Annotated in this window: 18 protein-coding genes; 8 read left to right on the forward strand and 10 right to left on the reverse strand. The window is 69.0% G+C overall.

Annotation, left to right across the window (positions count from 1 at the left end; genetic code table 11):
* Window positions 1-323 precede the first annotated feature (323 nt).
* Window positions 324-1,511 (forward strand): benzoate/H(+) symporter BenE family transporter, encoded by a 1,188-nt coding sequence (locus tag LRM18_RS04215; protein ID WP_154331424.1) that lies wholly within the window; start codon window positions 324-326, stop codon window positions 1,509-1,511.
* A 9-nt stretch (window positions 1,512-1,520) separates the two neighbouring features.
* Here the strand turns inward: LRM18_RS04215 and LRM18_RS04220 are convergent, their stop codons facing one another.
* The 5 genes from LRM18_RS04220 to egtB form a co-directional block, all read right to left on the reverse strand.
* On the reverse strand, window positions 1,521-2,066 hold the full coding sequence (locus tag LRM18_RS04220; protein ID WP_154331425.1) for a DUF2628 domain-containing protein: 546 nt from the start codon (window positions 2,064-2,066) through the stop codon (window positions 1,521-1,523).
* A 71-nt stretch (window positions 2,067-2,137) separates the two neighbouring features.
* On the reverse strand, window positions 2,138-2,920 hold the full coding sequence (locus tag LRM18_RS04225; RefSeq protein ID WP_270951457.1) for a DUF2628 domain-containing protein: 783 nt from the start codon (window positions 2,918-2,920) through the stop codon (window positions 2,138-2,140).
* A 26-nt stretch (window positions 2,921-2,946) separates the two neighbouring features.
* The gene (locus LRM18_RS04230) at window positions 2,947-5,133 is read right to left on the reverse strand and encodes a lytic murein transglycosylase (RefSeq protein WP_270951459.1); all 2,187 of its coding nucleotides are present in this window, start codon (window positions 5,131-5,133) and stop codon (window positions 2,947-2,949) included.
* Window positions 5,134-5,214: 81 nt separating this feature from the next.
* Window positions 5,215-6,189 (reverse strand): L-histidine N(alpha)-methyltransferase, encoded by a 975-nt coding sequence (egtD, locus tag LRM18_RS04235; protein WP_053506815.1) that lies wholly within the window; start codon window positions 6,187-6,189, stop codon window positions 5,215-5,217.
* The gene (gene egtB / locus LRM18_RS04240) at window positions 6,186-7,457 is read right to left on the reverse strand and encodes an ergothioneine biosynthesis protein EgtB (protein WP_074725878.1); all 1,272 of its coding nucleotides are present in this window, start codon (window positions 7,455-7,457) and stop codon (window positions 6,186-6,188) included. The genes egtD and egtB overlap by 4 nt, the downstream gene beginning before the upstream one ends.
* Before the next feature lie 143 nt (window positions 7,458-7,600).
* Between egtB and LRM18_RS04245 the strand changes: the two genes are divergently transcribed.
* Window positions 7,601-8,881: a GGDEF domain-containing protein gene (locus tag LRM18_RS04245; protein WP_270951467.1), complete on the forward strand. Its 1,281-nt coding sequence runs from the start codon at window positions 7,601-7,603 to the stop codon at window positions 8,879-8,881.
* A 3-nt stretch (window positions 8,882-8,884) separates the two neighbouring features.
* Here the strand turns inward: LRM18_RS04245 and LRM18_RS04250 are convergent, their stop codons facing one another.
* A complete protein-coding gene (locus LRM18_RS04250; protein WP_270951469.1) occupies window positions 8,885-9,277 on the reverse strand; it encodes a YchJ family protein in 393 nt (130 codons plus the stop codon).
* A 105-nt stretch (window positions 9,278-9,382) separates the two neighbouring features.
* On the opposite strand from LRM18_RS04250, the gene LRM18_RS04255 reads away from it, so the two are divergent.
* Window positions 9,383-10,162: a TSUP family transporter gene (locus tag LRM18_RS04255; protein ID WP_049470705.1), complete on the forward strand. Its 780-nt coding sequence runs from the start codon at window positions 9,383-9,385 to the stop codon at window positions 10,160-10,162.
* 155 nt (window positions 10,163-10,317) lie between these two features.
* Here the strand turns inward: LRM18_RS04255 and LRM18_RS04260 are convergent, their stop codons facing one another.
* The 4 genes from LRM18_RS04260 to folE all read right to left on the reverse strand — a co-directional run bounded on the left by LRM18_RS04260 (window position 10,318) and on the right by folE (window position 16,596).
* Window positions 10,318-13,698 (reverse strand): SbcC/MukB-like Walker B domain-containing protein, encoded by a 3,381-nt coding sequence (locus tag LRM18_RS04260; RefSeq protein ID WP_049466323.1) that lies wholly within the window; start codon window positions 13,696-13,698, stop codon window positions 10,318-10,320.
* 16 nt (window positions 13,699-13,714) lie between these two features.
* Window positions 13,715-14,416, reverse strand: a complete 702-nt coding sequence (locus LRM18_RS04265; RefSeq protein ID WP_049466320.1) for a DUF4194 domain-containing protein — start codon at window positions 14,414-14,416, stop codon at window positions 13,715-13,717.
* Window positions 14,403-15,872, reverse strand: a complete 1,470-nt coding sequence (locus LRM18_RS04270; RefSeq protein ID WP_049466319.1) for a DUF3375 domain-containing protein — start codon at window positions 15,870-15,872, stop codon at window positions 14,403-14,405. The genes LRM18_RS04265 and LRM18_RS04270 overlap by 14 nt, the downstream gene beginning before the upstream one ends.
* A 112-nt stretch (window positions 15,873-15,984) precedes the next feature.
* Window positions 15,985-16,596 (reverse strand): GTP cyclohydrolase I FolE, encoded by a 612-nt coding sequence (folE, locus tag LRM18_RS04275; RefSeq protein WP_004141296.1) that lies wholly within the window; start codon window positions 16,594-16,596, stop codon window positions 15,985-15,987.
* Between the two features lie 684 nt (window positions 16,597-17,280).
* Between folE and LRM18_RS04280 the strand changes: the two genes are divergently transcribed.
* From LRM18_RS04280 to LRM18_RS04300, 5 genes are all read left to right on the forward strand, one after another.
* Window positions 17,281-17,736 carry a MarR family transcriptional regulator gene (locus LRM18_RS04280; protein WP_005421298.1) on the forward strand — a complete coding sequence of 152 codons (456 nt, stop codon included), beginning with the start codon at window positions 17,281-17,283 and terminating at the stop codon, window positions 17,734-17,736.
* A gap of 107 nt (window positions 17,737-17,843) precedes the next feature.
* Window positions 17,844-18,053, forward strand: a complete 210-nt coding sequence (locus LRM18_RS04285) for a DUF1656 domain-containing protein (protein ID WP_010487502.1) — start codon at window positions 17,844-17,846, stop codon at window positions 18,051-18,053.
* Window positions 18,050-18,967, forward strand: a complete 918-nt coding sequence (locus LRM18_RS04290; RefSeq protein ID WP_049468342.1) for an HlyD family secretion protein — start codon at window positions 18,050-18,052, stop codon at window positions 18,965-18,967. Before LRM18_RS04285 ends, LRM18_RS04290 begins: the two co-directional genes overlap by 4 nt.
* A complete protein-coding gene (locus LRM18_RS04295; protein ID WP_074725875.1) occupies window positions 18,964-20,424 on the forward strand; it encodes an efflux transporter outer membrane subunit in 1,461 nt (486 codons plus the stop codon). The genes LRM18_RS04290 and LRM18_RS04295 overlap by 4 nt, the downstream gene beginning before the upstream one ends.
* Window positions 20,425-20,427: 3 nt before the next feature.
* Entirely contained in the window at window positions 20,428-22,467 is a 2,040-nt protein-coding gene (locus LRM18_RS04300; protein WP_049468347.1) for an FUSC family protein, read from the forward strand.
* The last annotated feature ends 7 nt before the right edge of the window (window positions 22,468-22,474 follow it).

Consider the following 22,474-nt stretch of genomic DNA (forward strand, 5'->3'; position numbering starts at 1 on the left):
GTTGGACCCGAGGGCCTTTCGTCGTTGCGAGCCGCCTATTATGCCGGACTTTTCGAGTCCGTCAACACCTTCGTTCGATCAACTCGTCCGTCGGCGATGGCGTTGCTGAGCGCGTGTCGTTTCCGGGGAAGCGATGCGTTGCAGCAAGGGAGCGAATTCTAGAGATCCTGCGGATTTCGTCAAGGCTTTTCTTGCAGGGTGATGACGGAATCACCATCCCACCACCCATGACGTACGCTCGAAGATCACTGCGGCGTTGCCCGCGCGTTGCGCGGGCAACGCCGCAACCGCTATCAATGCAGGGATGCGAAGTGGAGAGAGCAATGAGCATGCAGTTGCAGCGCGCGTGGTGGCGCGATCTTTCGATGCCGGCAATCGTTGCTGGCTTCATCACGGTGCTGGTCGGCTTTGCCAGCTCGGCCGTGATCGTGTTCCAGGCGGCACAGGCCGTCGGCGCCGACCAGGCACAGATCGCCTCCTGGATGTGGGCGCTGGGGCTGGGCATGGGCGTGACCTGCATCGGCCTGTCGTTGCGCTATCGCGTGCCAGTGGTGACCGCGTGGTCGACCCCGGGCGCCGCCATGCTGGTGGTGGGTGCAGGCGGTGCCTCACTGTCTGAGGCGACCGGCGCGTTCCTGCTCGCTGCCTTGCTGGGCACGCTGGCGGGCTTCTCCGGCATCTTCGCCCGATTGATGCAGCGGGTACCGATGGCGCTGGCCGCAGGCATGCTGGCCGGTGTGCTGTTGCGCTTCGGCCTGGACGTATTCGTGGCCATGAACACGCAATGGATCCTGGCACTGGCCATGTTCGCCACGTGGCTGGCCGGACGCCGGCTGTTTCCACGCTATGCGGTGATCGCCACGCTGCTGGTCGGCATTGCGGTTGCCGCCAGCCGCGGCCTGCTGCATGCCCAGCAGGTACACCTGCAACTGGCAGTGCCACAGTGGGTGACGCCTTCACTGTCGTGGACGGCCGTGGCCGGCATTGCCCTGCCCCTGTTCGTGGTCACCATGGCCTCGCAGAACATTCCCGGCGTGGCGGTGATGCGCGCGTCCGGCTACGACGCCCCGGTGTCGCCGTTGATCGGCTGGATCAGCGTGGTCAATACGCTGCTGGCGCCGTTCGGTGCGTATGCACTGAACCTGGCGGCGATCACCGCCGCCATCTGCATGGGCCGCGATGCGCACGAGGATCCGGCACGCCGCTATACAGCGGCCATGGCGGCCGGCGCCTTTTACATTGTCGTCGGGCTGTTCGGCGCCACGGTGGCGGCGCTGTTTGCGGCCTTCCCCAGGGAGCTGGTGGCGTGCGTGGCCGGCATCGCGCTGTTCGGCACCATCGGCAACAGCCTGGCCAGCGCCCTGGCGGTGGAACGCGATCGCGAGGCGGCACTGGTCACCTTCCTGACCACCGCCTCCGGCGTCTCGCTGGCGGGCATCGGTTCGGCGTTCTGGGGCCTGGTGGCCGGTGCGCTGTGCCTGCTGGTGCTGCGCGCGCGGACACCGGCCTGATCCACCCGATCAGGCCGCCAGGCGGGCGACGCTGTTGATCACCGCGACGAACGCCATGCCGATCACTACCGCCCACACACTGGTGCCACCGCGCCGCTGCAGCTCAGTGCGGATGCGGTTGTGCTGCCCGGCATGGGCAGCCTTCACTTTGCCCAGCAGCCGCGTGCAATAGCGCAGGTACAGCGCATTGGCGGTCACCGCGATGGCAAAGCGGGGCACCGCCAGCAACACCACCGTGAGCAGCGGGCTGGCGCGGGCCGCCAGCAACGCGATGCCGAACATGGCCAGCTCGAAGAGGATGGCCGCCAGGTACATCTTCCGGTGCAGCAGCCAGTACATCGGCACCAGGAACGCGGGCCAGTGCCACGGCCGCGGCGGCTTCGGCACCGGGCTGTCCAGGTGCCAGCGCTGCCGGTAGAGCGCCGCGTTGGGCCCCACCAGGAGGTTCAGATGGTCCGCATCGGACGGAGCCGTCGTGGCGTCCACCTCTGCCGCAGGCGCCAGATAGGGATTGTCATCGGCCGGGGCAACCGGCGGGGTATCCAGATGCATCATGTCGGCGATTCCTTGCCCGGGACGAACCTGCGGTAGCGGCAGGTGCGGGCAGATCTGAAGCCGCGCAGGCGTCAGCCCGCCATCGCCTGGCCCACCAGCATCATCGCAACGACCACGATGGCGACCATGGCCGCCCCTGGTGCGTTGGTATCACCCCGCGCGGCCAGCTCGCTGCGCAGGCGCGCCTGGTCGTTTCCCGCCAGCGCGCGCGCACGGGCGATCTCACGCTGGCAATGCGCCAGGTACCACCGGTTGGCATACACCGCAGCGAGGGTGTTGATCACGAGGGTGATGACCATCGAGACGCCTTCCGGTACGCCGAGCAGCGCCTCGGCGATGCTGAAGAACACCAGCATGCCGGCCCAGATCGCCGCCAGCGTGTACATCCGCCGGTACACCATCCAGATGACGCCGATCAGGAAGGCCGGCCAGTGCCAGGTGCCACTGCCTCCGGCAACGCCCTGGTCCAGCCGCCAGCGCTGGCGATAGATCGGAAAGTTGCCGCCGACCACGGCGGCGTACAGGGCGATGTCACCTTCCAGCGCTGGCGCTGCCGCAGGTGCCGCCACAATTGCCGGCGCAGCAGCGGGCGCACGGTAGAGGTCGGACGGATCGATGACCGCAGCGACGGTGCCGGCATCGGCGTGCACCGGTTCAACCGGCGGCGGGGACGGGCGATCCGGCGCTAACGACGGATCCAGTTCGGCCAGCGGCCGCCACGATGCCATCCCCTCGCGCCACAGCAGTGTGCGGGCGTTTACGGTCCCGTCCTGCTGCAGGCGGCGCAGCCCGGCCAGATCCACCGGTCCCTCGCTCTGCCTGCTGTTGGCGTACCACCACTGCGCGTCCTGCATGAAAACGTCCCTGTCGCGTTGATCCGTTATTTGTTGACTGGCGTCCAGGGCGCTGCGGACAGCGTCTGCGACAGCACGTGCCTGCCGCCGGGCGGCAGCGTCACCACGTCGGGCCCCGCGTTGGCCGCTTCCAGGCACACATAGTCGCGCCAGCCTGCACCGACGTCCGCCATCTTCGCTGCGGCCTCGGCCCCCGGGTTCCACGCAACCAGCGAGCGGCTTCCCTCGGTACGGATGTCGATGCGGCGCTTCAGCACCGGATCGCGCAGGACATAGTGGCCGTTGGCCTGCGTGTAGATGCGGTCGCTGCGGCCGGGGTCGCGCGGGTCACGCAACGACCAGGGCCCCTGCTGCCGGCGCGGCTGCGCATAGTTCTCGAACTTGTCCAGATATTCCAGCCCGTCCACGCCATCCACGTCCACCGCGCTGGCGTCACCCACGCGGAAATAGTTGTGCAGCGCCTGGGTGATGCTGGCAGGGGTACTGCCGGTGTTCTCGGTGATCAGCTGCTGGGTGAGCTGGCGACCCACGCGGACGATCATGCGCAGGCGCAGGTCCAGGCGCTGCAGGACCGGTGGCGCCAGGGTCAGCTCGATGCTTCCGTCGTCCAGGCGACGGGCCTGCTGCAGCTCCCAGGGCAAGGTGCGCACGAACCCGTGCGCGGGCACGTCGTTGCCCTGGCCCTGACGGCCGAAGTACGGCCAGCAGACCGGGCTGCCTCCGCGGATCGGCGTGGGCAGTTCGGCGCGCCGGGGAGACAGCCACATCAGGTCCTGCTGGCCCTTGGGCACGAAGGAAAGCAGTTGGCCTCCAAAGACGCTGATGGCCGCGCTGGCGTCGTCGGTGTCCACCAGCCAGGCATCGAGCCCCTGGTACTGCCCGCTGCGCAGGCCCTGGATCTGCTGCACGTTGGATCGACTCCTGATGGCCGGCGACTGCGCGGCGCTGTAGTTGCTGGGAAGCGTGAAACGGGTGGGCACCGGCGCGGTAGCCGGCGCGTCCTGCAGTGCGCGCAGGATACGCTGTCCGGCCCGCCCATCGGTATTGGCCCAGCCCAGGCGCTGCTGCTCGGCCTGGATCGCGCGTCGCGTGGCGTTACCGATCATGCCGTCGGCGGCACCGATGTCGTGGCCACGGGCCAGCAGCAGCGTCTGCAGCTGACGGCGCTCGTCGCGGCCGATGCCGGGATCATCGGTCGGCCAGGCCGTGGCCAGCCCGGCGCCACCGCGCAGCTGGTCGGCCAGCGTGGCGATCGCCAGCGCATAGCTTTCGGCGGCGTTGTAGCTGTAGATCGCATCGTAGTTGCGGAACACCAGCAACGCCGGCCCCTTGTTGCCAGCGGGCAGCAGCAGGGCGGCACGTGCATCGGCGGGCAGGTTGGCCGGGGCCAGGGCACTGCCATCCAGCGCCGTCACCCCCTGCGCGCGCCAGTCGGCCAGCGCACGGCGCTGGGTGCGGCCCGCCTGGCGGGCATTGAACCCGGCCGGAACGCGAACTTCCATGCCCCACGGCTCGCCACTGCGCCACCCCGCACGCTTGAGGTAGTTGGCGGTGGAGGCCAGGGCGTCGGGAATGCTGCCGACCAGGTCGCGGCGTCCATCGCCATCACCGTCGACGGCGATGCGTGCATAGGTGCTGGGCATGAACTGCGTATGCCCGAAGGCGCCGGCCCACGACCCGGTGAGCCCTTGCGCCTGCAGGTCGCCACGGTCGATCAGGGTAAGCAGCGCCAGCAGCTCGCCGCGGAAAAAGGCCTGGCGGCGGCCGGCACAGGACAGCGTGGCCAGCGACTGCAGCAACGGGCGCTTGCCGAACACGCGGCCATAGTCGCTCTCTACGCCCCAGACGGCGACGATGGTGGCGGGATCGACACCGTACTGCGCCGATACCCGATCGAGCAGATCGCGGTGCTGCCGCAGCTGGAGGCGTCCATCCTCGACGCGCTGGCGATCGACCAGCGCGGCCAGGTAGTCCCAGATGGGTGTGGTGAATTCCGGCTGCGCATCGAGCAGGCCGAGCACGCTGGGGTCCGGGGTGAGGCCAGCGGTGATTCCGTTGAATCGGTCGACGCTGATGCCCTGGGCTGCGGCGCTGGCCTGGATACCCGCCAGGCAGCGACTGAAAGCGGGATCACCATCGGCAGCAGGTGCCGCAGGCGGCGTCGGTGCCGAGGCGAGCGCGGCCACCAGGCCGAGCGTGGTCAGGATGGGCATGGCGTCCTCCGTGTTGCCGTTGCACGGCCATCTTAGAGGCAGCGCCGCCGGCGAACCTGAAGCGGGCGCGGCCGCTCCGCCCTAGCGCGCGCGCAGCAGGCGCAGGCCGTAGGCGGGGCTTTCGGCGTCCCAGCGCTGCGAGACCTGCAGGCCGGCCTGCAGCAGCAGCGCCTCGAAGCTGTCGTCGGTGTACTTGTGGCTGTACTCCACGCGGATCGGCTCATCGGCAGCGAAGTGGAACGTGTGGCCATCCAGATGGACGTCCTGTGGCCAGCGGCTGACCAGATCGGTTTCGATGCGCAGCCGCGCGGTGCTGTAGCGGGCGCGGTGGCGGAAGCCGTCGAGATCGAAGTCGCTGCCGATCTCGCGGTTGAGCCGGTCCAGCAGGTTGAGGGTGAAGGCCGCAGTGACACCCTGCGCATCGTTGTAGGCCGCTTCGATCACTGCCGGGTCCTTGTGCAGGTCGATGCCCACCAGGGCGAGGCCGTCAGCCCCCATGGTCTGGCGCATCGCGCGCAGCAGCGCGATCGCCTCTTCTTCGACGAAGTTGCCCAGCGTGGACCCGGGAAAGAACAACAGGCGGCGCGCCGGCGCACGTTCCGGTGCGGGAACGGCGACAGGGCGGGTGAAGTCGGCACAGACCGGCAGCATCTCGACCTCGGGCAGCGCCGGCGCCAGGTGGTCGATGCTGGACAGCAGCGCGGCACGCGAGATCTCGATCGGGGTGTACGCCACCGGGTCCTGCAGTGCGGCCAGCAGCAGAGCGGTCTTGCGGCCACTGCCGCTGCCCAGTTCCACCACGTGCAGGCGCGGGCCGACCACGCGCGCGACGTCCGGCAACACCCGATCCAACAGCGCCAGCTCGGTGCGCGTGGGGTAGTACTCGCGGGTCTGGGTGATCTGCTCGAACAGGCGCGAGCCGCGCGCATCATAGAAGTACTTGGAGGGCAGCTGCCGCGACGGGCCTGACAGGCCGGCGAGCACATCGGCCAGGATCTGCTGCCGGCTGGGCGTGAGGTCGGTCAGCGCCTGCAGCGCGTCCTGCACCGTGCTCATGCCAGGTCCCTGGCCAGGCGCAGGCCCGAGAACTGCCAGCGCGCCGGCGGCATGAAGAAGTTGCGGTAACTGGCGCGCACGTGGTCGCGAGGCGTGGCGCAGCTGCCGCCGCGCAGTACCCACTGACCACACATGAACTTGCCGTTGTACTCGCCGAGGTTGCCGGCGAAGGGCCGGAACCGCGGGTAGGCGCCATACGCGCTGGCGGTCCACTCCCAGACATCGCCAAACAGCTGCCGCAGCCCACTTCCCTGCCCCGCCCGCGGGTGCAGGTGGTCGTCATCGGCGAAATGGCCATGCAGGGGCTGCGACGCGGCGGCGGCTTCCCACTCGAACTCGCTGGGCAGGCGCGCACCGGCCCAGCGGGCGCAGGCGTCGGCCTCGTAGTAGCTGAGATGGCAGGCCGGCGCATGGGGATCCAGCTCGCGCCAACCGCCAAGGGTGTACTCACGCTGCAGGGTCGCGTCCCAGTACAGGGGGTGCTGCCAGTCTTCTGCCTCGCGCAGCGCCCAGCCTTCGCTGAGCCACCAGCGCGGTTCGCGGTAGCCGCCAGCCTCGATGAACGCGCGGTACTCGGCATTGCTGACCGGGCGCTCGGCCAGTGCATGCGCCGGCAGCAGCACGCGGTGAGGGGGCGATTCGTTGTCGTAGGCGAAGTCGGCGTGCTGCGGCCATGCCGGGGCGCCGACGGTGACGATGCGTTCGGGCGATTCGATCCAGCCCTGCGCCGTCGCGACGCTGGCGACGGGCCGCAGGTCATCGCGGTAGGCCGGCTGCAGCGGATTGCACCAGAATGCGTGCTTGATGTCGGTCAGCAACAACTCCTGGTGCTGCTGCTCGTGCTGCAGGCCCAGCTGGAGGTGCTGCAGCGCCCGCTCATCCAGGTCACCGGCGGCCAACCGCGCCTGCACCTGGGCGTCGACCTGGTGCCGGTAATCCTGCACCTGCTGCAGCGAGGGCCGCGACAGCAAGCCGCGCTGTGGCCTGGCATGCGCCGGGCCGAGGCTCTTGTAGTAGCTGTTGAACAGGTAATCCCAGGCCGGATCATGCGCCGCCGCAGTGGCGAAACCGGCCAGCACGAAGCGTTCGAAGAACCAGGTGGTGTGGGCCAGATGCCATTTGCTGGGGCTGGCGTCGGGCATGCTCTGCAGCATGGCGTCCTCGGCGCTGAGCGGGGCGGCAAGTTGCAGGCTGCGCGCCCGCACCCGGGCAAAGTGGCGGGCGAGATCACGCTGCGGGGCAGCGACGGCGACGGGTACGCTGTCCATGCATACAGCATCGGCGCAGTGCGGTGAGTGCGACGTCATGGCCGTGCACCGCACCGTTCACACGGTGACGTATTCAAGAAGCACGCAGGGACGCCGCTAACGGCAATGTTGCGGCCGCATCGTCACCGCACTGGACTTCCCGCGTGCCCCTGCATCCGCTCCGCCAGCCTGCGCATTACCTGTTCGTGCTGCCCGCCGTGCTGGTCGTTCTGGTGCTGTGGATGGCACTGGGCACCGAGGATGTGGCCAGCCCGGCGCAGCGCATCCTGCCCTGGCTGCTGGCCTGCCTCGGCGCGGGCCTGGCCCTGCTCTACCACCAGATGCGAACGCTGTGCCTGCTGCTGGTGGCGGCGGTGGCGTTCGCCCTGCTCCACCGCGACGTTGCGGGTTACCTGCACAGTGGCCATGTGGACGCCCTGACTCCGCTGCGCTTCCACGCGATCTCGGCGTGGCTGCCGCTGCTGTTCGCCGGGCTGGCGCTGTGGCCGGAACGTGGACGCCGCCGCCAGGACCTGCTGCTGCGCAGCGTGGTGTGGGGTGCGGCGCTGCTGGTCTTCCTGCTGCTGGCGGCACAGCAGCCGCAGGGCATGCACGATCTGTTGTCGAACCGTCACTGGCGCTGGATTCCCGCCGACTGGAACGCGCTGGCACAGCTGCCGGCACTGTTGTTCCTGCTGGCGACCGCAGCGCTGGGCTGGCAGGCCTGGCGGCATCCACGGCCGCTGCACACGGCCATGCTGCTGGCCCTGCTGTGCCTGTGGTGGATGCTGCCGCGGGTCTTCCTGCAGCCGGTGCTGCTGCCTGCACTGAGCAGCGCCGCGTTGCTGCTGATGCTCAGCGCGATGCTGCAGGAATCCTTCCACATGGCCTTCCGCGATGAGTTGACCGGCCTGCCGGGGCGACGGGCGTTCAACGAGACCCTGCAGCGGGCGCGCGGTACCTACAGCATCGCGATGGTGGACGTGGACCACTTCAAATCGTTCAACGACACCCACGGCCACGATACCGGTGACGATGTGCTGCGCTTGGTGGCGTCGCGGCTGGCCCGGGTCGGTGACGGAGGCCGTGCGTTCCGCTACGGCGGCGAGGAGTTCGCCGTCGTGTTCCTGGACCGCCCGGCGGAGGCCTGTGTCGATGCCGTGGAAGCGCTGCGGCAGCGCATCGAAGACACGCGCATGCAGCTGCGCGACCGCAGCACCCGCAGCCGTGACGATGAAACCGGCCGGCAGCAGCGCGGACGCGGCGGTAACGGCCAGGTGGTGCAGGTAACGGTGAGCATCGGGCTGGCCGACAGTGACGTGGATCGCCGGCCGATGGCGGTGGTCAAGGCGGCCGACCAGGCCCTGTATGTGGCCAAGGACGGGGGCCGCAACCAGGTGCGGACACACCGCGGACAGCGCGGCCTGGCCGTGCGTGGCGGGTAGGATTCAGACCGCGTCGAGGTAGTACCAGCGGCCGTCGATGCGTTGGAAGCGGCTGTGCTCGGTCATTTTCACTGCGCTGCCGCCGCCCACCCGGTAGCGCGCGGTGAAGCGGACCTCGGCACGGTCGGCGCCGGTGACCGTGTGCTCGTGCACGGTCAGGCCCAGCCAATGCGTGCGCTGCCCTGGCGCATCGTCCAGCGTCAGCTCGGCCGGACGCGTGTTCGGGTGCCAGGTCTGGCGCAGGTAGCCGGCCAGGCCCCGCACATAGGCGCTGTAGCGCGAACGCATCAGGTGCTCGGCATCGGGCGCGACGTCACCGGCATGGAAACGGCCGCAGCAGGCAGCGTAGTCGGCGGGCAGGCCGCAGGGGCAGGGATCGGCGGATTTTCGGCTCATGGCGGCATTGTCGCCGGGTTGCAGGCATTGATCCACGCGCGCGGCGGGCGCCGCCTGGAGCGGGACAGGCGTATGCTGTCGCGCCCCCCCACCTGATGGATCGCCGTGCTGGACCTGGTTCCCCCCGAATTGTGGTGGCTGGTGGTGATCGCCTTCATCGCCGGTCTTGTGGATGCCGCCGTCGGTGGCGGTGGCCTGGTGCAGCTGCCGGGCCTGTTCACGGTGCTGCCGCAGCAGACGCCGGCGATGCTGTTCGGTACCAACAAATTCAGTTCGATGTTCGGCACGGGTGCGGCCGCCTGGCGTTATGCGCGCAACGTGCGCTTCCCGTGGAAGCCGGTGCTGTTCGCAGCCGGCACGGCCTTCGTCTTCTCCTTTGCCGGTGCCACCGCGGTAAGCCTGCTGCCCAAGGACGCGGTGCGCCCGCTGGTGCTGGTGCTGCTGGTCGCGATGCTGGCCTATACGCTGTGGAAGAAGGACTTCGGTGCGCTGCATCGGCCACAGGAGATCGGCCGCCGCGAACTGGTGATCGCGCTGGCGATCGGTGCGGCGATCGGCTTCTATGACGGCTTCTTCGGGCCGGGCACCGGCAGCTTCCTGATCTTCCTGTTCGTGCGCTTCTTCGGCCTGGATTTCCTGCGCGCCTCGGCGGCGTCGAAGGTGGTGAACCTGGCGACGAACGTGGCAGCGATCTCGTTCTTCGTGCCGACCGGCAACATCCTGTGGCTGTTCGCGCTGCCGATGGCCGCAGCCAACATCATCGGTTCGGTGGTGGGCACGCGTCTGGCGCTGAAGGGCGGTACGCCGTTCATCCGCAAGCTGTTCGTGGGGCTGGTGGTGGTGCTGATCGCGCGGATGGCGTGGGATACGTTCCGCGGTGCGTGAATGCGGTTGCCGGCCAGCGGCCGGCACTACCGGGCCATGAACCCCGCCCATGGGTAGTGCCGGCCGCTGGCCGGCATTCCCATTCGATCGGGTCATGAACCCCGCCCGTGGGTAGTGCCGGCCGCTGGCCGGCATTCCCCCTTCGATCGGCCGGGTCAGGCCTCGGCTTCTTCCGGTTCGTTGGCCTGCTGGCGGCTGCGCTCGGGCAGCTTCAGGCGCTTGCCTTCTTCGTCATACTCGATCAACAGCACGCCGGAGTCGTGGCGGCCGCTGATCTCGACAAAGCAGGCGCCGCCGATGAACGGTTCCAGCGTCATCACCGACTTCAGCGGGGTCGCGACCACCATCTGGAAGCCGAAGTTGTCGAAGATGTTCATCGCCAGTGCGGTGAACTCGTTGTCGGCCTTGTCGAAGGCTTCGTCGAGCACCACGGCGGCATAGCTGGGCAGCTGGCTGTCGGCACCGCCGAGCTGGTAGCGCAGCGCCGCGGCCAGGCAGGTGGTGGCCAGCTTCTGGCGCTGGCCACCGGACTTGCCCGCGCCGCTGCGGTAGATCTCGACCTGCTGGCGCGTTTCCGCATCCAGCTCGACGCCAATGAATTCCACGTGCATGCGCACGTCCAGCACCAGTTCGCGCCAGCGCTTGTCCTCGCCTTCCTGCGAGCCCAGGCGGTTGACCAGCTGGCGCAGCACGGTGAACTGCGATTCGGCCAGCTCGCGCTGCTCGGTCTGCTGCTGCGACAGCACCTCGCGCAGCTGCTGATGGAACTCGGCCACTTCCGGCAGGCGGCGGTCGCTCAGTTCGATGGTCAGCAGCGTGCCGCGGTTGAACGGTACCTGTTCCAGGCTGGCGTTCACTTCATCCAGGCGCTGGCCGATCGACTTGCGTGCCTCTGCGCTGTGGCGCTGCAGGGCCAGCAGGTTGTTCTTGCTCTGGTTCTGCAGCAGATCGAAGAAGCGCTCCTCGTGCTGCGGCAGGCCATCGCGCTCCAGCCGCTCGAGGCGGGCGAGGAAGTCCTCGGCCGAAGCCACCGATGCGGTGAAGTCGCCCGATTCCTCCGGCCACTGCTGGATGAAGCGGCGGAAGCAGCCGATCAGCTGGTTCTCGATGCGGTTGAGGTCCTGCTGCGAGGACGACAGCTGCTCGTTCAGCGCGTTGCTGACCTGGCGCATGTGCGCTTCGAGCGTTTCCAGGCTGAGCGGGCCCTGCTCCTGCAGGCGCTCGGCGAGGCCGGCCTCCTGCTCCTGGGCCAGGGTCGGCAGCACCAGCGCACGGCTCTGCTGGCGTGCGCGGTCGAGGCGATCGCGCTCCCTGACCAGCTGGCCACGCTCGACGCGGACGTCTTCGTACGTGCGGCGGGCCTGCTCGATGTCGGCGCGCACGGCGTCGATCTGCTTGGCCAGCCTGGCAAGATCGGCGTTGCCTTCGCGCAGGTCGCGCAGGGTGGCCTCGATATCGGTCAGGCGCTGCTGCGGCGCGGCGACATCGATCTCGTTCCAGCTGATGCTGACCAGCTCGTGGCAGGCCAGGCGGCGTTCGTTGTCGCGGTCACGCTGGCCGCGCAGGCGCGCGATATCGGTCTCGCAGCTGGCGATTCGCTTGGCCAGTTCCTGGGCTTCGCGCTCGAAGGCGCCGACCTTGTCGTGGTTGTTGAAGCCGAGGATCCAGCGCCGGCGGTCGCCCACCGCGCTGCGGTCGTCCTTTTCGAAGCGGTCGCCCGGATGCTTGACCTGGCCTTCGCGGGTAATGCCGCGGTCGACGTTGCGCAGCTGCTTGGCATCCACGCACTCGTAGTCGAACCGCTTTCCCAGCTCGCGGCGCAGCCAGCTTTCGAACACGTGCTCGCGCAGTTCCAGCTTGTGCAGCAGCGACTTCGCCGACGGCTCGCGCGCGAACGCTTCATCGTTGCGGCGGACACGGTAGTACGTGAAGCGCATGCCGAGGTGAGTGCGATTCACCCACTCGGCAACCTCGTTGTAGTGCTTGTCATCGACCAGCAGCGACAGCGCGAAGCCGCCCAGCACGCGCTCGATCGCACCCTGCCAGCCCTGCTCTTCCGAGCGGACCTGGATCAGCTCGCCGACGAACGGCAGCGCCGCCTCGGCAATGCCGGTTTCCTCGGCCAGGCGCGCGCGCAGCTTCTGCATCGGTGCCGGGATGTTGGAGGGCGTGCGCTGCATCGCTTCGAGTTCGGCACGGACTTCGCCGAAACGGCGCTCGTCATCGCGCTTGCCGCCGAGGCGCTCGCTGATCGCATCGTCCAGTGCCGAGGAGGCACGCTGGCGATCCTGCAGTTCGTTCTGCGCGCGCTCGACCAGTTCGGCAAATCCATGGGCGTCGTCGGGCAGTTCCGCCTGCAGCTGCTGGGCGGCCTGGCGGGCCTGTTCGCGCTTGGCCTGGCGGCGATCGCGCTCCGCTTCCGCACGGCCCTGCTCGCGTTCCAGTTCCTCGATGCGTTCGCCGCCCTGCTGGCGGCGCTGCAGTTCCAGTTCGGCCAGCCGTTCGGTGTGGTTGTCGAGCGCCGCGCGGCGCTGGGCTTCTTCGCCCAGCAGGCCGCGATCACGTACATCCATCTCGCGCAGGCGCGCTTCGATCAGTGCCTGGCGGCGGCTTTCGCGGAAGCTGTCGACACCCAGCTTCAGCGCTTCGTCGTCACCGCGACGGCGGTGCATTTCCTTCAGGTCGTTGTAGTAGGCACGCGCCGGCAGCAGGGTTTCCACCTGGCGGCGGGCGGTGACCACCGCCTGGTGCGCGCCATCGAGCTCGGCGAAGTCGCTGACCAGGCGCTCGGCGGCGTCGAAGGTCTTCGGCGTGTCGAGCATGAAGTCGCGCAGGAAGACGTTCAGGTCGCCCAGGTTCTTCGCCGACTGCGTCTTGTGCAGCAGGCGCAGCGCCATCTCGTTGTCGATGCCGAGCAGGTCGCGGAAGCGCTCGGCGTAACCGGAGAAGGTGTCGAAATGGTGCAGGTCGGGCAGCTTCTGCTTGAGTTTGCGCAGGTCCAGGTCGAAGCCGCCGAGATCCTTGGCGATGTCGAACGGACGTTCGGCGATCATGTAGTGCTTGCGCACATCGCCGGCCGAGGTGCCGTTGCCGGAGATCCACAGCAGGCGCACCAGGCTGACCACGCGGCCATCGCCGGCGCGGTATTCCAGCACCAGTGCGGTCCAGGTGGCACCCTTGCGCAGGTACTGGGTGGCGATCTCGCCGGTGCCGCTGTCCTGCTGGTCGGCCCAGGCGCCACGCACGTAGGACACCAGGTTGCGGTCGCGGCCACTGCGCTCGGCTTCACGCGCAGCGGCGTTGAAGTCGACGATGGCCGGCGGCGTCAGCAGCGCGGACATGGCATCGAGCAGGGTCGACTTGCCCGAGCCGGAGCGGCCGACGAACAGGAAGCCGCGCTCGGCGATCGGCACTTCGGTCAGGCCGTTGAAGGTGCCCCAGTTGTGCACCTGCAGGCGGCGCATGCGGAACTGCTGCAGGCGCGGGTCCGGCAGGCCTTCGTTGAACAGGGCGGGAGTGTGCTTGGAGATAGCCATGCGATGGTCGGGTCTCTCAGGCCTCGGCGGCCGGGGTTTCGCGCAGCTGGCGGTAGACCGCCGAAAGCTGGGACACGTCTTCGGCGGAGAACAGCAGCTTCAGCGCCGGCGAGACTTCGTGGCGGTCGTCCTGGCCGCTGAGGCGGGTCAGGATGTGGTTGTCCTTCATCTTCTGCACCGCCGATGCAACGCGGCGGTTGAAACCGGCGCGGTCGGTGGACAGGTTCTTCTCGTAGATGGCCAGCGCTTCGGCCATCTCGGCGTCGGCCACCACCGCGCGGTTGCCGCGCGCATCGGCCTCGGCCAGCTGCTGGCGCAGGTACAGCAGCAGCACCGAGTCGATGAAGGTCAGCGGCGAGGTGCGCAGCAGCACCGGCGCATCCACGTCTTCGGTGTCGGCCTGGCGGGTGAACGCCACGCCGCTGTCGCGGTCGAGCACCAGTTCCAGGAACAGGTCCGCCAGCGACGAGCGGATGGCCGCCTCGCTGCGGATCAGCGCGGGCCACAGCTTGGCGTGGCGCAGCTGGTCGATGCTGGGGCCGATCAGCAGCTGGCACAGCGCGCGGCGCGCATCCAGCGGCAGGCGCCCGGTGTCGCCCAGGTAATACACGTCGTTGCCACGGCGGGGCTGCGCCACGGTCGCCACCGGTTCGGCGTCGTAGGCGTCTTCCGCCCCCTCGGCCTGCGGTGCTTCGATGGGATCTTCATGCCAGCTCATGGCGTCTCTCCTGGGTGAACCAAACCAGCGGGATGCGGGCGCGACGGATCTGGCCGTCGCCGCCTCGCCATTGCGCAAGCTCCTGCTCGCCGGCAACCACGTTGCCAAAACGCGTGCCCAGCGACAGGTAGCCGATGACGCTGCCGAGGCCCTGCGGCGCTTCGCGCTGCGACAGGGCCTGGGCGATGCTGAGCCGCGGCTGTGCGTCGAGCAGGTCGTGCAGGTCGCGGCGCAGGGTACGGAAGTCGATTTCGGACGAAGCGACCAGGTCGCCGACGCTTTCCAGGCTGATGGCAGCGGCATCGTTGTACTCGACGTTGCCATCGACCTGGGCGCTGCGCGGATCGTGCAGCTTCCATTGCGACCACGAGCGCAGGCGGCTGGTGGTCAGCTGCAGGTCACGGCCGATGCCGCGTTGTGCGGGGAACTCGTCACGCAGTGCCAGCGCCTCGGACTGCGCCTGCTTCAGCAGCTGGTTGAGGCGGCGCTGTTCCAGATAGCCACGGCTCTGCACGAAACCGCGCAGGCTGCGCGCGAAGTTCTGCAGCACATCGTGTACCTGGCCGCCACGCTCAAGCATGGTGCTGGTGAAGCCGCGCAGGAAGTTGCGTTCGTTGCGGTCCAGGCGGCGGGCGAAGCCACGCGCCAGCACCGCTTCCAGGGCGGCATCGAGCTGGGCGCTCTGCTCGGCATCGTTGAGCAGGCGCCAGAAGGCCTGGAAACTGCGCCCGGCATCGCTTTCGCCGATCACATCCACGCCTTCGAACAGCTGCGACAGCACGTCGCCGCGCTCGCCTTCGTCGTCGATGATGCGTTCGCGGAACTCGCGGTTGAGCTGCTCGAAGTCGTCGCGCACGCGACGGAAATCCTCGGTCAGCTCGTCGGCCAGGCCGATGATCTGGCGCGCGCGTTCCAGCGCGCGCTTGCCGTCCAGCGCGGTGACGCGGCCGGCGCCGACGCGGGCGATCTCGGCATCGATGCGGTCGCGCTCGTCGCGCAGCGCCGACAGGCGGGCGTCGGGGTCGGACTCGGTCTGCGCGGCCAGCTGCGAGAGCTGCTCGATGACCAGTGCCAGGCGGCTCTCGGTGGCGGCCACGCGGGCCTGCTCGAGGCCGTCGGCGAAGCGGATCGCCTGCAGCGCTGCGGTCGACAGCTCGTACTGTTCCTGGTCGGCGCCTTCGGGCAGGCGGCGCTCCAGCCAGCCCTGCGCCAGCCAGTGCGCGATGTAGGCCTGCGCGGTACGCGGCAGCTCGCGCGACAGTTCATCGCCATTGAGCTGGTCCAGCGCCCGTTGCAGGCGCTCGTTGAGCACCGAGGAGGGCAGCGTGCGCTCACCATCCATCAACAGGCCCTGCAGCAGGCCGATGATTTCCGGAGCGTGGTCGGCGGCAAGCAGCTTCCACTGGGGCTGTTCGCGCAGATGGCGGTAACGGGAGATGCGTTCGCGATGCTTCATGCAGCGAAAAGAGTCATGAGGGCTGGCGGGGACGAACAGCCACCCGCGGCGGCCGCGCGGACAGCCGTGGGCATGCCGGCCGCACGGGGCCGGCGGGGTGCAGGCAAGCGGCTCAGCGCTTGCCGCCCACTTCGATGAAACGCAGGAACTCGGCGCGGGTACGCGCGTCGTCGCGGAAGCTGCCCAGCATCTTGGAGGTGACCATGCTGACGCCACGCTTGTGGATGCCGCGGGTGGTCATGCATTCGTGGGCGCCTTCCACGACCACGCCGACACCGATCGGCTGCAGCACATCCTGGATGCACTGGGCGATCTGCGCGGTCATCTTCTCCTGCACCTGGAAACGGCGGGCGTAGGCTTCGACGACGCGGGCCAGCTTGCTGATGCCCACCACCTTGCCGGCCGGCAGGTAACCGACGTGCACGCGGCCGATGATCGGCGCCATGTGGTGTTCGCAGTGGCTTTCGTACTCGATGTCGCGCAGGACGATCAGTTCGTCATAGCCAGCCACTTCCTCGAAGGTCCGCTCCATGTAGGCGCGCGGGTCATCGCGGTAACCGCTGAACCAGTCGCCATAGGCCTCGGCGACACGGCGGGGGGTATCCAGCAGGCCTTCGCGGGACGGGTCCTCACCGGCCCAGCGCAGCAGGGTGCGCACGGCATCCTCGGCCTGGTCCTGGGTCACGTCGCCCTGCGGGGCGGCCTTTTCGTTGTTCTTGCTCATTGCGTACAGCGTCCCGAACGGGGGGCGAGCATCGTACCCGACCGGGGGGTGGGTCGTCCTGTGGGGACGATTCATCGGGGGGCGTTGTTGACGCGTCGTTGCTATCGGTTTGGAGTGGGAGAGGGGGCTGCGCAGGACACGCCGTAAACCCGTCCATGGGGGCTCGATGGCGCCATCCATGGCGCCAACGGTCCTGCGCAGCCCCCTCTCCCACTCCCTGGCGGTGTCCCGCGGGCGCGGCCTGCCCCCCGAAAGCGGGGGCAAAAGCGGGGGTTCATGGCTTCGGAAGCGGCGCGCCGCTGCTTTGGCCACTGCCCTGGTGGGTGCGGACCGTTGGTCCGCACTGCTTCTGCTCTTGCTTCTAAGAGCCAACCCACCGCGCTCGCGGGGAATGGGAAGGCAGCGGGGGCCGGGCGGGGCAGGACCGTCCGCGGCATGGATGCCGCGGCCGAGCCCCCAAGGGTGAGGGCGCTTTGCTTGCGAGGCATGCCTCGCAAGCGCCCGAACGCACAGCCGCCAGCGGCTGGGCCGGACCCCGGAGGGGGGTTCACGGCGTGTCCTGCACCGTCCGGCGCCCGCTGCCCCACCGACACCAGGCGGGCGCAACGCTTTCCTCACTACACCCCACCCATTCAGAAAAACCTATTGATAGGAATGAAATTAGTAGTATCCTATCTATCTCTTATGGACCGACCCCTCGACGAGCGCACCGTGCTGCAGATGCAGCTCAGCTCCGGCCTGCTTTATGCAGGGCGGCAGTGGCAGCGCCTGGCCGACAGCCGGCTCGGCAGCTACGGCATCTCCACCGCCTGCACCATGCCCCTGCTGATGATCGGCCGCTCCGGCGGTGGCATCCGCCAGGTGGCGCTGGCCCAGCAGCTGGGCATGGAAGGGCCTTCGCTGGTACGCCTGCTGGACAAGCTGTGCGCCAGCGGCCTGGTCCGTCGCGAGAGCGACGCCAGCGACCGCCGCGCCAACCTGTTGTGGCTGACCGACGAGGGCCATGCGCTGGTCAGCGAATTGGAAGACCAGTTGATCGGCCTGCGCCAGGACGTGTTCGGCGAACTTTCCATGGATGAACTGCACGCCGTGCTGAAGGCATGGCGCCTGCTGGCCGAGGCCGCCGACCGCATCACGTAAGACCGCTGCTGCCGGACGCTGCCGCTGCCGTGCACACGCCAGCGGCGTTTGCCCGTTGTCGTTGTTCTGTTGTCCCTCCCCCTCCCTCCTCGCCCCCGCCCCTACCGATGCCCGGTGAATTCAGTCTCCACGGAGTGTTCGTCCCGACCCTGCTCGGGTTGATGCTGTTGGCCTATCTGGTCAACAGCGGCCTGCACGCGCTGCTGCAGCGTGCCGGCGCCTACCGCCATGTCTGGCACCCGGCGCTGTTCAACCTGGCGCTGTACGGGATCGTGCTTGGCCTGCTGTTCCACCTCCTGCGTTGGATGCAATCGTGAACAAGATCGTGAAGAAGACCCTGCCGGTGCTGCTCACCAGCGCAGCCGTGATCGTCGCCCTGCTGGTGCTGCGCCAGCTGTGGGTCTATTACATGGATGAGCCGTGGACCCGCGACGCCCATGTCGGCGCCGACGTGGTGCAGGTGGCGCCGGATGTCTCCGGGCTGGTTGAAACGGTGCAGGTGGCCGACAACCAGGCGGTGAGCAAGGGCGACCTGCTGTTCGTGGTCGACCGCGCGCGCTATCGCATCGCGCTGGAACAGGCCAAGGCCAGCCTGGCCGAGCGCCAGGCCTCGGTGGCCCAGCTGCGCCGCGAGATCGGCCGCGACCGCAGCCTGCAGGACCTGGTTGCCGCCGAGGACGCCGAAGTGCGCCGCGCCAAGCTGCAGGCCGCACAGGCCGCGCTGGCCACGGCACAGGCCGCCGTGGACCTGGCCGAGCTCAACCTGGGCCGCACCGAGGTGCGCGCGCCGGCCGACGGCCGGGTCAACGACCGCACGATGCGCGTGGGCGACTACGTGGTGGCCGGCAAGCCGGTGCTGGCGCTGCTGGACACCGGTTCGTTCCGCATCGATGGCTACTTCGAGGAAACCCGGCTGCGCGGCGTGGCGCCGGGGCAGCGCGTGGACATCCGCCTGATGGGCGAATCGACCCCGCTGCGTGGCCATGTGGAGAGCATTGCTGCCGGCATCGAGGATCGCTACCGCAGCAATGGCAGCTCCCTGCTGCCGAACGTGACCCCGGCCTTCGACTGGGTACGCCTGGCTCAGCGCATTCCGGTGCGCATCGCCATCGACGAGGTGCCCAAGGGCGTGGAACTGATTGCCGGCCGCACCGCGACGGTGACCGTGGACACCGGCCGTCACCCGCACAACGACAAGGCCGGCACCGCGCCGACACAGGCGGGCCTGTGAACGCCGCCCTGCCCCGTCTCGGCCTGATCGTCGCGCTGGCCAGCCTGGCCGCGTGCAAGACCGTTGGCCCCGACTATGCACTGCCGGAAGGCTCGGCCTTCAAGCGCCCGGAGGCCAATGCGGCGTTCATCGATACGCAGAACCCGCAGATTGCCGCCAACCAGGCGCTGCCCGACCGCTGGTGGTCGCTGTACAACGACCCGGTGCTGGATGGCCTGATCACCCAGGCGCTGCGAGACAACGTCGAACTGAAGGCCGCCGATGCGCACCTGCGCCGTGCGGCGGCGGTATACGAACAGGCGCTGGACGCCGGTGGCTTCGAGTACGAAGCCGAGGCCGGGGTCAGCCGCGCGCAGCTGTCGGCCGAATCGTTCCTGCAGGAGCACGAACTGCCGGTGATCAACCTGGCCGATGGCAAGTTCGCGGTCAGCTACCAGTTCGACCTGTTCGGCAAGCTCAAGCGCGGCGCCGAGGCGGCGCGTGCCGACGAGCAGTCCGTTGCTGCGGCGCGCGACCTGGCCCAAGTCAGCGTGGTCGCGCAGGTCGCCGACAGCTACCTGGAAATCTGCCACGCCAACCACGAACTGCACGTGGCCGAGCATTCGCTGCAGCTGCAGCAGCGCAGCCGCAGCGTCACCGAGCGCCTGATCGCGGCCGGCCGCGGCACGCCGCCGGAGCTGGCCCGCGCCAATGCGCAGGTGGCACTGCTGGAAGCCGCGCTGCCGCCGCTGCGCGCGCAGCGTTCGGCTGCCGCCTATTCGCTGGCCGCGCTGCTTGGGAAGACCCCGGGCCAGCTGCCAGCCGGCGTGATCGACTGTGCGCACGCACCCGGCCTGGCGCAGCCGCTGCCGGTCGGTGACGGCCGGGCACTGCTGCAACGCCGCCCGGACGTGCGCCAGGCCGAGCGCAAGCTGGCCTCGGCCACCGCGCGGATCGGCGTCGCCACCGCTGAGCTGTATCCGGACATCCGCCTGGGCGCCTCGCTCGGTGCCGCCGGCCTGCTGGAAGACTTCGGCACGCCGATGACCCAGCAGTGGTCGATCGGCCCACTGATCTCGTGGACGTTGCCGTCGTCCGGTACCCACGCGCGCATCCACGCCGCCGAAGCCGGTGCCGACGCGGCACTGGCCGAGTTCGACCACACCGTGCTGCAGGCGCTGCGCGAGACCCAGACCGCGCTGGACCGCTACGCCCAGGACCTGCGCCGGCTGCAGTCGCTGCGCACCGCGCAGGAACAGGCCGCCTTGGCCGCCGAGCAGAACCGCCGGCTGTACCAGGGGGGCCGCACGCCGTACCTGTCCAGCCTGGATGCCGACCGCAGCCTGGCCAGCAGCGATGCCACCCTGGCCGCTGCCGAAGCACAGGTCTCGCGCGACCAGATCCACCTGTTCCTGGTGCTGGGCGGTGGCTGGCAGGCCAGCGCCGCCGCGCCCGATGCCGCAACCGCAGCGAAGTAGGCCATGAACGCGCTGACCGACCGCCAGGCGTGGCTGTTCTCGATCAAGACCTATCTGGCCGCGGTGGCCGCACTGTACATCGCCATGGCCGGCAACCTGTCGCGCCCGTACTGGGCGATGGGCACGGTGTACATCGTCAGCCAACCGCTGCTGGGGCCGACCCGCGCCAAGGGCGTGTACCGCATCGTCGGCACGCTGGTGGCCGGCCTGGCCACGCTGCTGGTGCTGCCGGCGCTGGTGGAAACGCCGCTGGTACTGAGCGCGGCGATGTCGATCTGGCTGGCCGGGTGCCTGTTCATGGCCCTGCTCAACCGCGGCCCGCGCGGTTACGCGTTCCTGCTGGCCGGCTACACCACCGCCTTCATCGGCTTCCCGGCAGTGACCTCGCCGGAGACCATCTTCGACACCGTGGTGGCGCGCAGCGAGGAGATCATCCTCGGCACCGTGGTGGCGGTGCTGTTTGCTTCGCTGCTGTTCCCGGCCTCGGTACGCCCGATGCTGCGCGCCCGCATCGGCAACTGGATGGAGGACGCCGCGCAGTGGTGCCGGCAGATCCTCGAACGCGGCCGCGCGCACGCGCCGCGCAACCGGCTGGCCGCGGACCTGGTGCAGTTCGAGGCGCTGATCGAATTCCTGCGCCGCGATGATCCACGCCATGCCGGTTCGGCAGTGTCGATGGAGCGCCTGCGCGAGCGCATGCTGCTGCTGTTGCCGGTGCTGTCCTCGATTGCCGATCGCCTGAGCGCGCTGCGCAGCGATGGCCAGGCCCTGCCGGATGGGCTGCCGGCGCTGGTCGACGACATCCGCGATTGGCTGGATGGCCCGACCAACGCCAGTGAGTACGCGCGGCTGCGCGCGCGCATCAGCGCGCTGAAGCCGCAGGTGGACCGCGACCTGCAGCACCTGCAGCTGGCCAGCCTGCTGCTGCGCCTGGAGGAGCTGGTGGACCTGTGGCAGGACTGCCGCACCCTGCAGCACGCGATCGACCAGGGCACGGCGCCGCTGGACCGCGCGCACTACCGCATCCGCACCGAACGGGTGGCCGCCGACAGGCACGTCGACTACGGCATGGCGCTGTTCTCCGCGCTCAGTGCCGGCGTGGCGCTGATGAGCTACTGCGTGCTGTGGATCGCGCTCGGTTGGGAGGGCGGTGGCAACGGCGCGATGATGGCGGCAGTGACCGCCGCATTCTTCGCCGCACAGGACGATCCGGCCCCCAGCATGGTGCAGTTCCTGGTGTGGGCGATGGTCGCCTCGGTGGTGGCCGGCGTGTACCTGTTCGGCGTGTTCCCGGCCGTGCACGACTTCGGCCTGCTGGCGCTGGTGCTGGCGGTGGCGTTCCTGCCGTTGGGGCTGCTGTTGCATCACCCCAAGAGCGCGCTGTTCGCGCTGCCGCTGACGGTCAACCTGGCCGCACTGCTGAGCCTGCAGAACACCTACAGCGCCAACATCCAGACCTTCCTCAATTCGTCGATCGCGATGTTCATCGGCATCGGCTTTGCGGTGGTGATGACCCGCCTGTTCCGCTCGGTGGGTGCCGAGTGGACCGCGCGCCGCCTGGTGCGGCAGGGCTGGACCACGCTCGCCGAGGCCGCCGAAGGACGTGGCCAGCAGGACCGGCAGCGCTTCGCCGCGCGCATGCTCGACCTGCTGGGCCTGCTCGCGCCGCGCCTGGCGGCGACGCCGGAGGGCAGCGACATCGCCTCGGTGGACATGCTCAACGAAGCACGCATCGGCCTGAACATCCTGCAGCTGCGCCGCGCCCGGCTGGAACTGCCCGAGCGCAGCCGTGAGGCGGTCGAGCACATTCTGGAAGAGGTCGCCGTGCACTACCGCCGGCAGATCGCCGCGCGCAGGCCGATGGTGGCAGCCGACGCATTGCGCGAGCGGCTGGATACCTCGCTGGCACGGGTCGGCAGCGTGGCCGCCTGCAAGGCGCGCGACGAGGCGCTGATGGGCCTGATCGGCCTGCGCTTCGCGCTGTTCCCGGAGGCGAAGGCGTTGGCGCCGGGCTTGGCCATGAGTGCGGCCGAACAGCCCTAGCGCGATA

Origin of the sequence: Stenotrophomonas sp. PI_27 (assembly GCF_027854495.1) — a bacterium.
GTDB lineage: Bacteria > Pseudomonadota > Gammaproteobacteria > Xanthomonadales > Xanthomonadaceae > Stenotrophomonas > Stenotrophomonas pavanii.

Excerpts from the sequence above, each read along its gene's own strand:
- LRM18_RS04250 (WP_270951469.1), bottom strand. The coding sequence starts at position 9,277 with ATGAGCCGAAAATCCGCCGATCCCTGCCCCTGCGGCCTGCCCGCCGAC.
- egtD (WP_053506815.1), bottom strand. The coding sequence starts at position 6,189 with ATGAGCACGGTGCAGGACGCGCTGCAGGCGCTGACCGACCTCACGCCC.
- LRM18_RS04280 (WP_005421298.1), top strand. The coding sequence starts at position 17,281 with ATGGACCGACCCCTCGACGAGCGCACCGTGCTGCAGATGCAGCTCAGC.
- LRM18_RS04230 (WP_270951459.1), bottom strand. The coding sequence starts at position 5,133 with ATGCCCATCCTGACCACGCTCGGCCTGGTGGCCGCGCTCGCCTCGGCA.
- LRM18_RS04225 (WP_270951457.1), bottom strand. The coding sequence starts at position 2,920 with ATGCAGGACGCGCAGTGGTGGTACGCCAACAGCAGGCAGAGCGAGGGA.
- folE (WP_004141296.1), bottom strand. The coding sequence starts at position 16,596 with ATGAGCAAGAACAACGAAAAGGCCGCCCCGCAGGGCGACGTGACCCAG.
- LRM18_RS04285 (WP_010487502.1), top strand. The coding sequence starts at position 17,844 with ATGCCCGGTGAATTCAGTCTCCACGGAGTGTTCGTCCCGACCCTGCTC.
- LRM18_RS04265 (WP_049466320.1), bottom strand. The coding sequence starts at position 14,416 with ATGAGCTGGCATGAAGATCCCATCGAAGCACCGCAGGCCGAGGGGGCG.
- LRM18_RS04260 (WP_049466323.1), bottom strand. The coding sequence starts at position 13,698 with ATGGCTATCTCCAAGCACACTCCCGCCCTGTTCAACGAAGGCCTGCCG.
- LRM18_RS04215 (WP_154331424.1), top strand. The coding sequence starts at position 324 with ATGAGCATGCAGTTGCAGCGCGCGTGGTGGCGCGATCTTTCGATGCCG.
- LRM18_RS04270 (WP_049466319.1), bottom strand. The coding sequence starts at position 15,872 with ATGAAGCATCGCGAACGCATCTCCCGTTACCGCCATCTGCGCGAACAG.
- egtB (WP_074725878.1), bottom strand. The coding sequence starts at position 7,457 with ATGGACAGCGTACCCGTCGCCGTCGCTGCCCCGCAGCGTGATCTCGCC.
- LRM18_RS04300 (WP_049468347.1), top strand. The coding sequence starts at position 20,428 with ATGAACGCGCTGACCGACCGCCAGGCGTGGCTGTTCTCGATCAAGACC.
- LRM18_RS04220 (WP_154331425.1), bottom strand. The coding sequence starts at position 2,066 with ATGATGCATCTGGATACCCCGCCGGTTGCCCCGGCCGATGACAATCCC.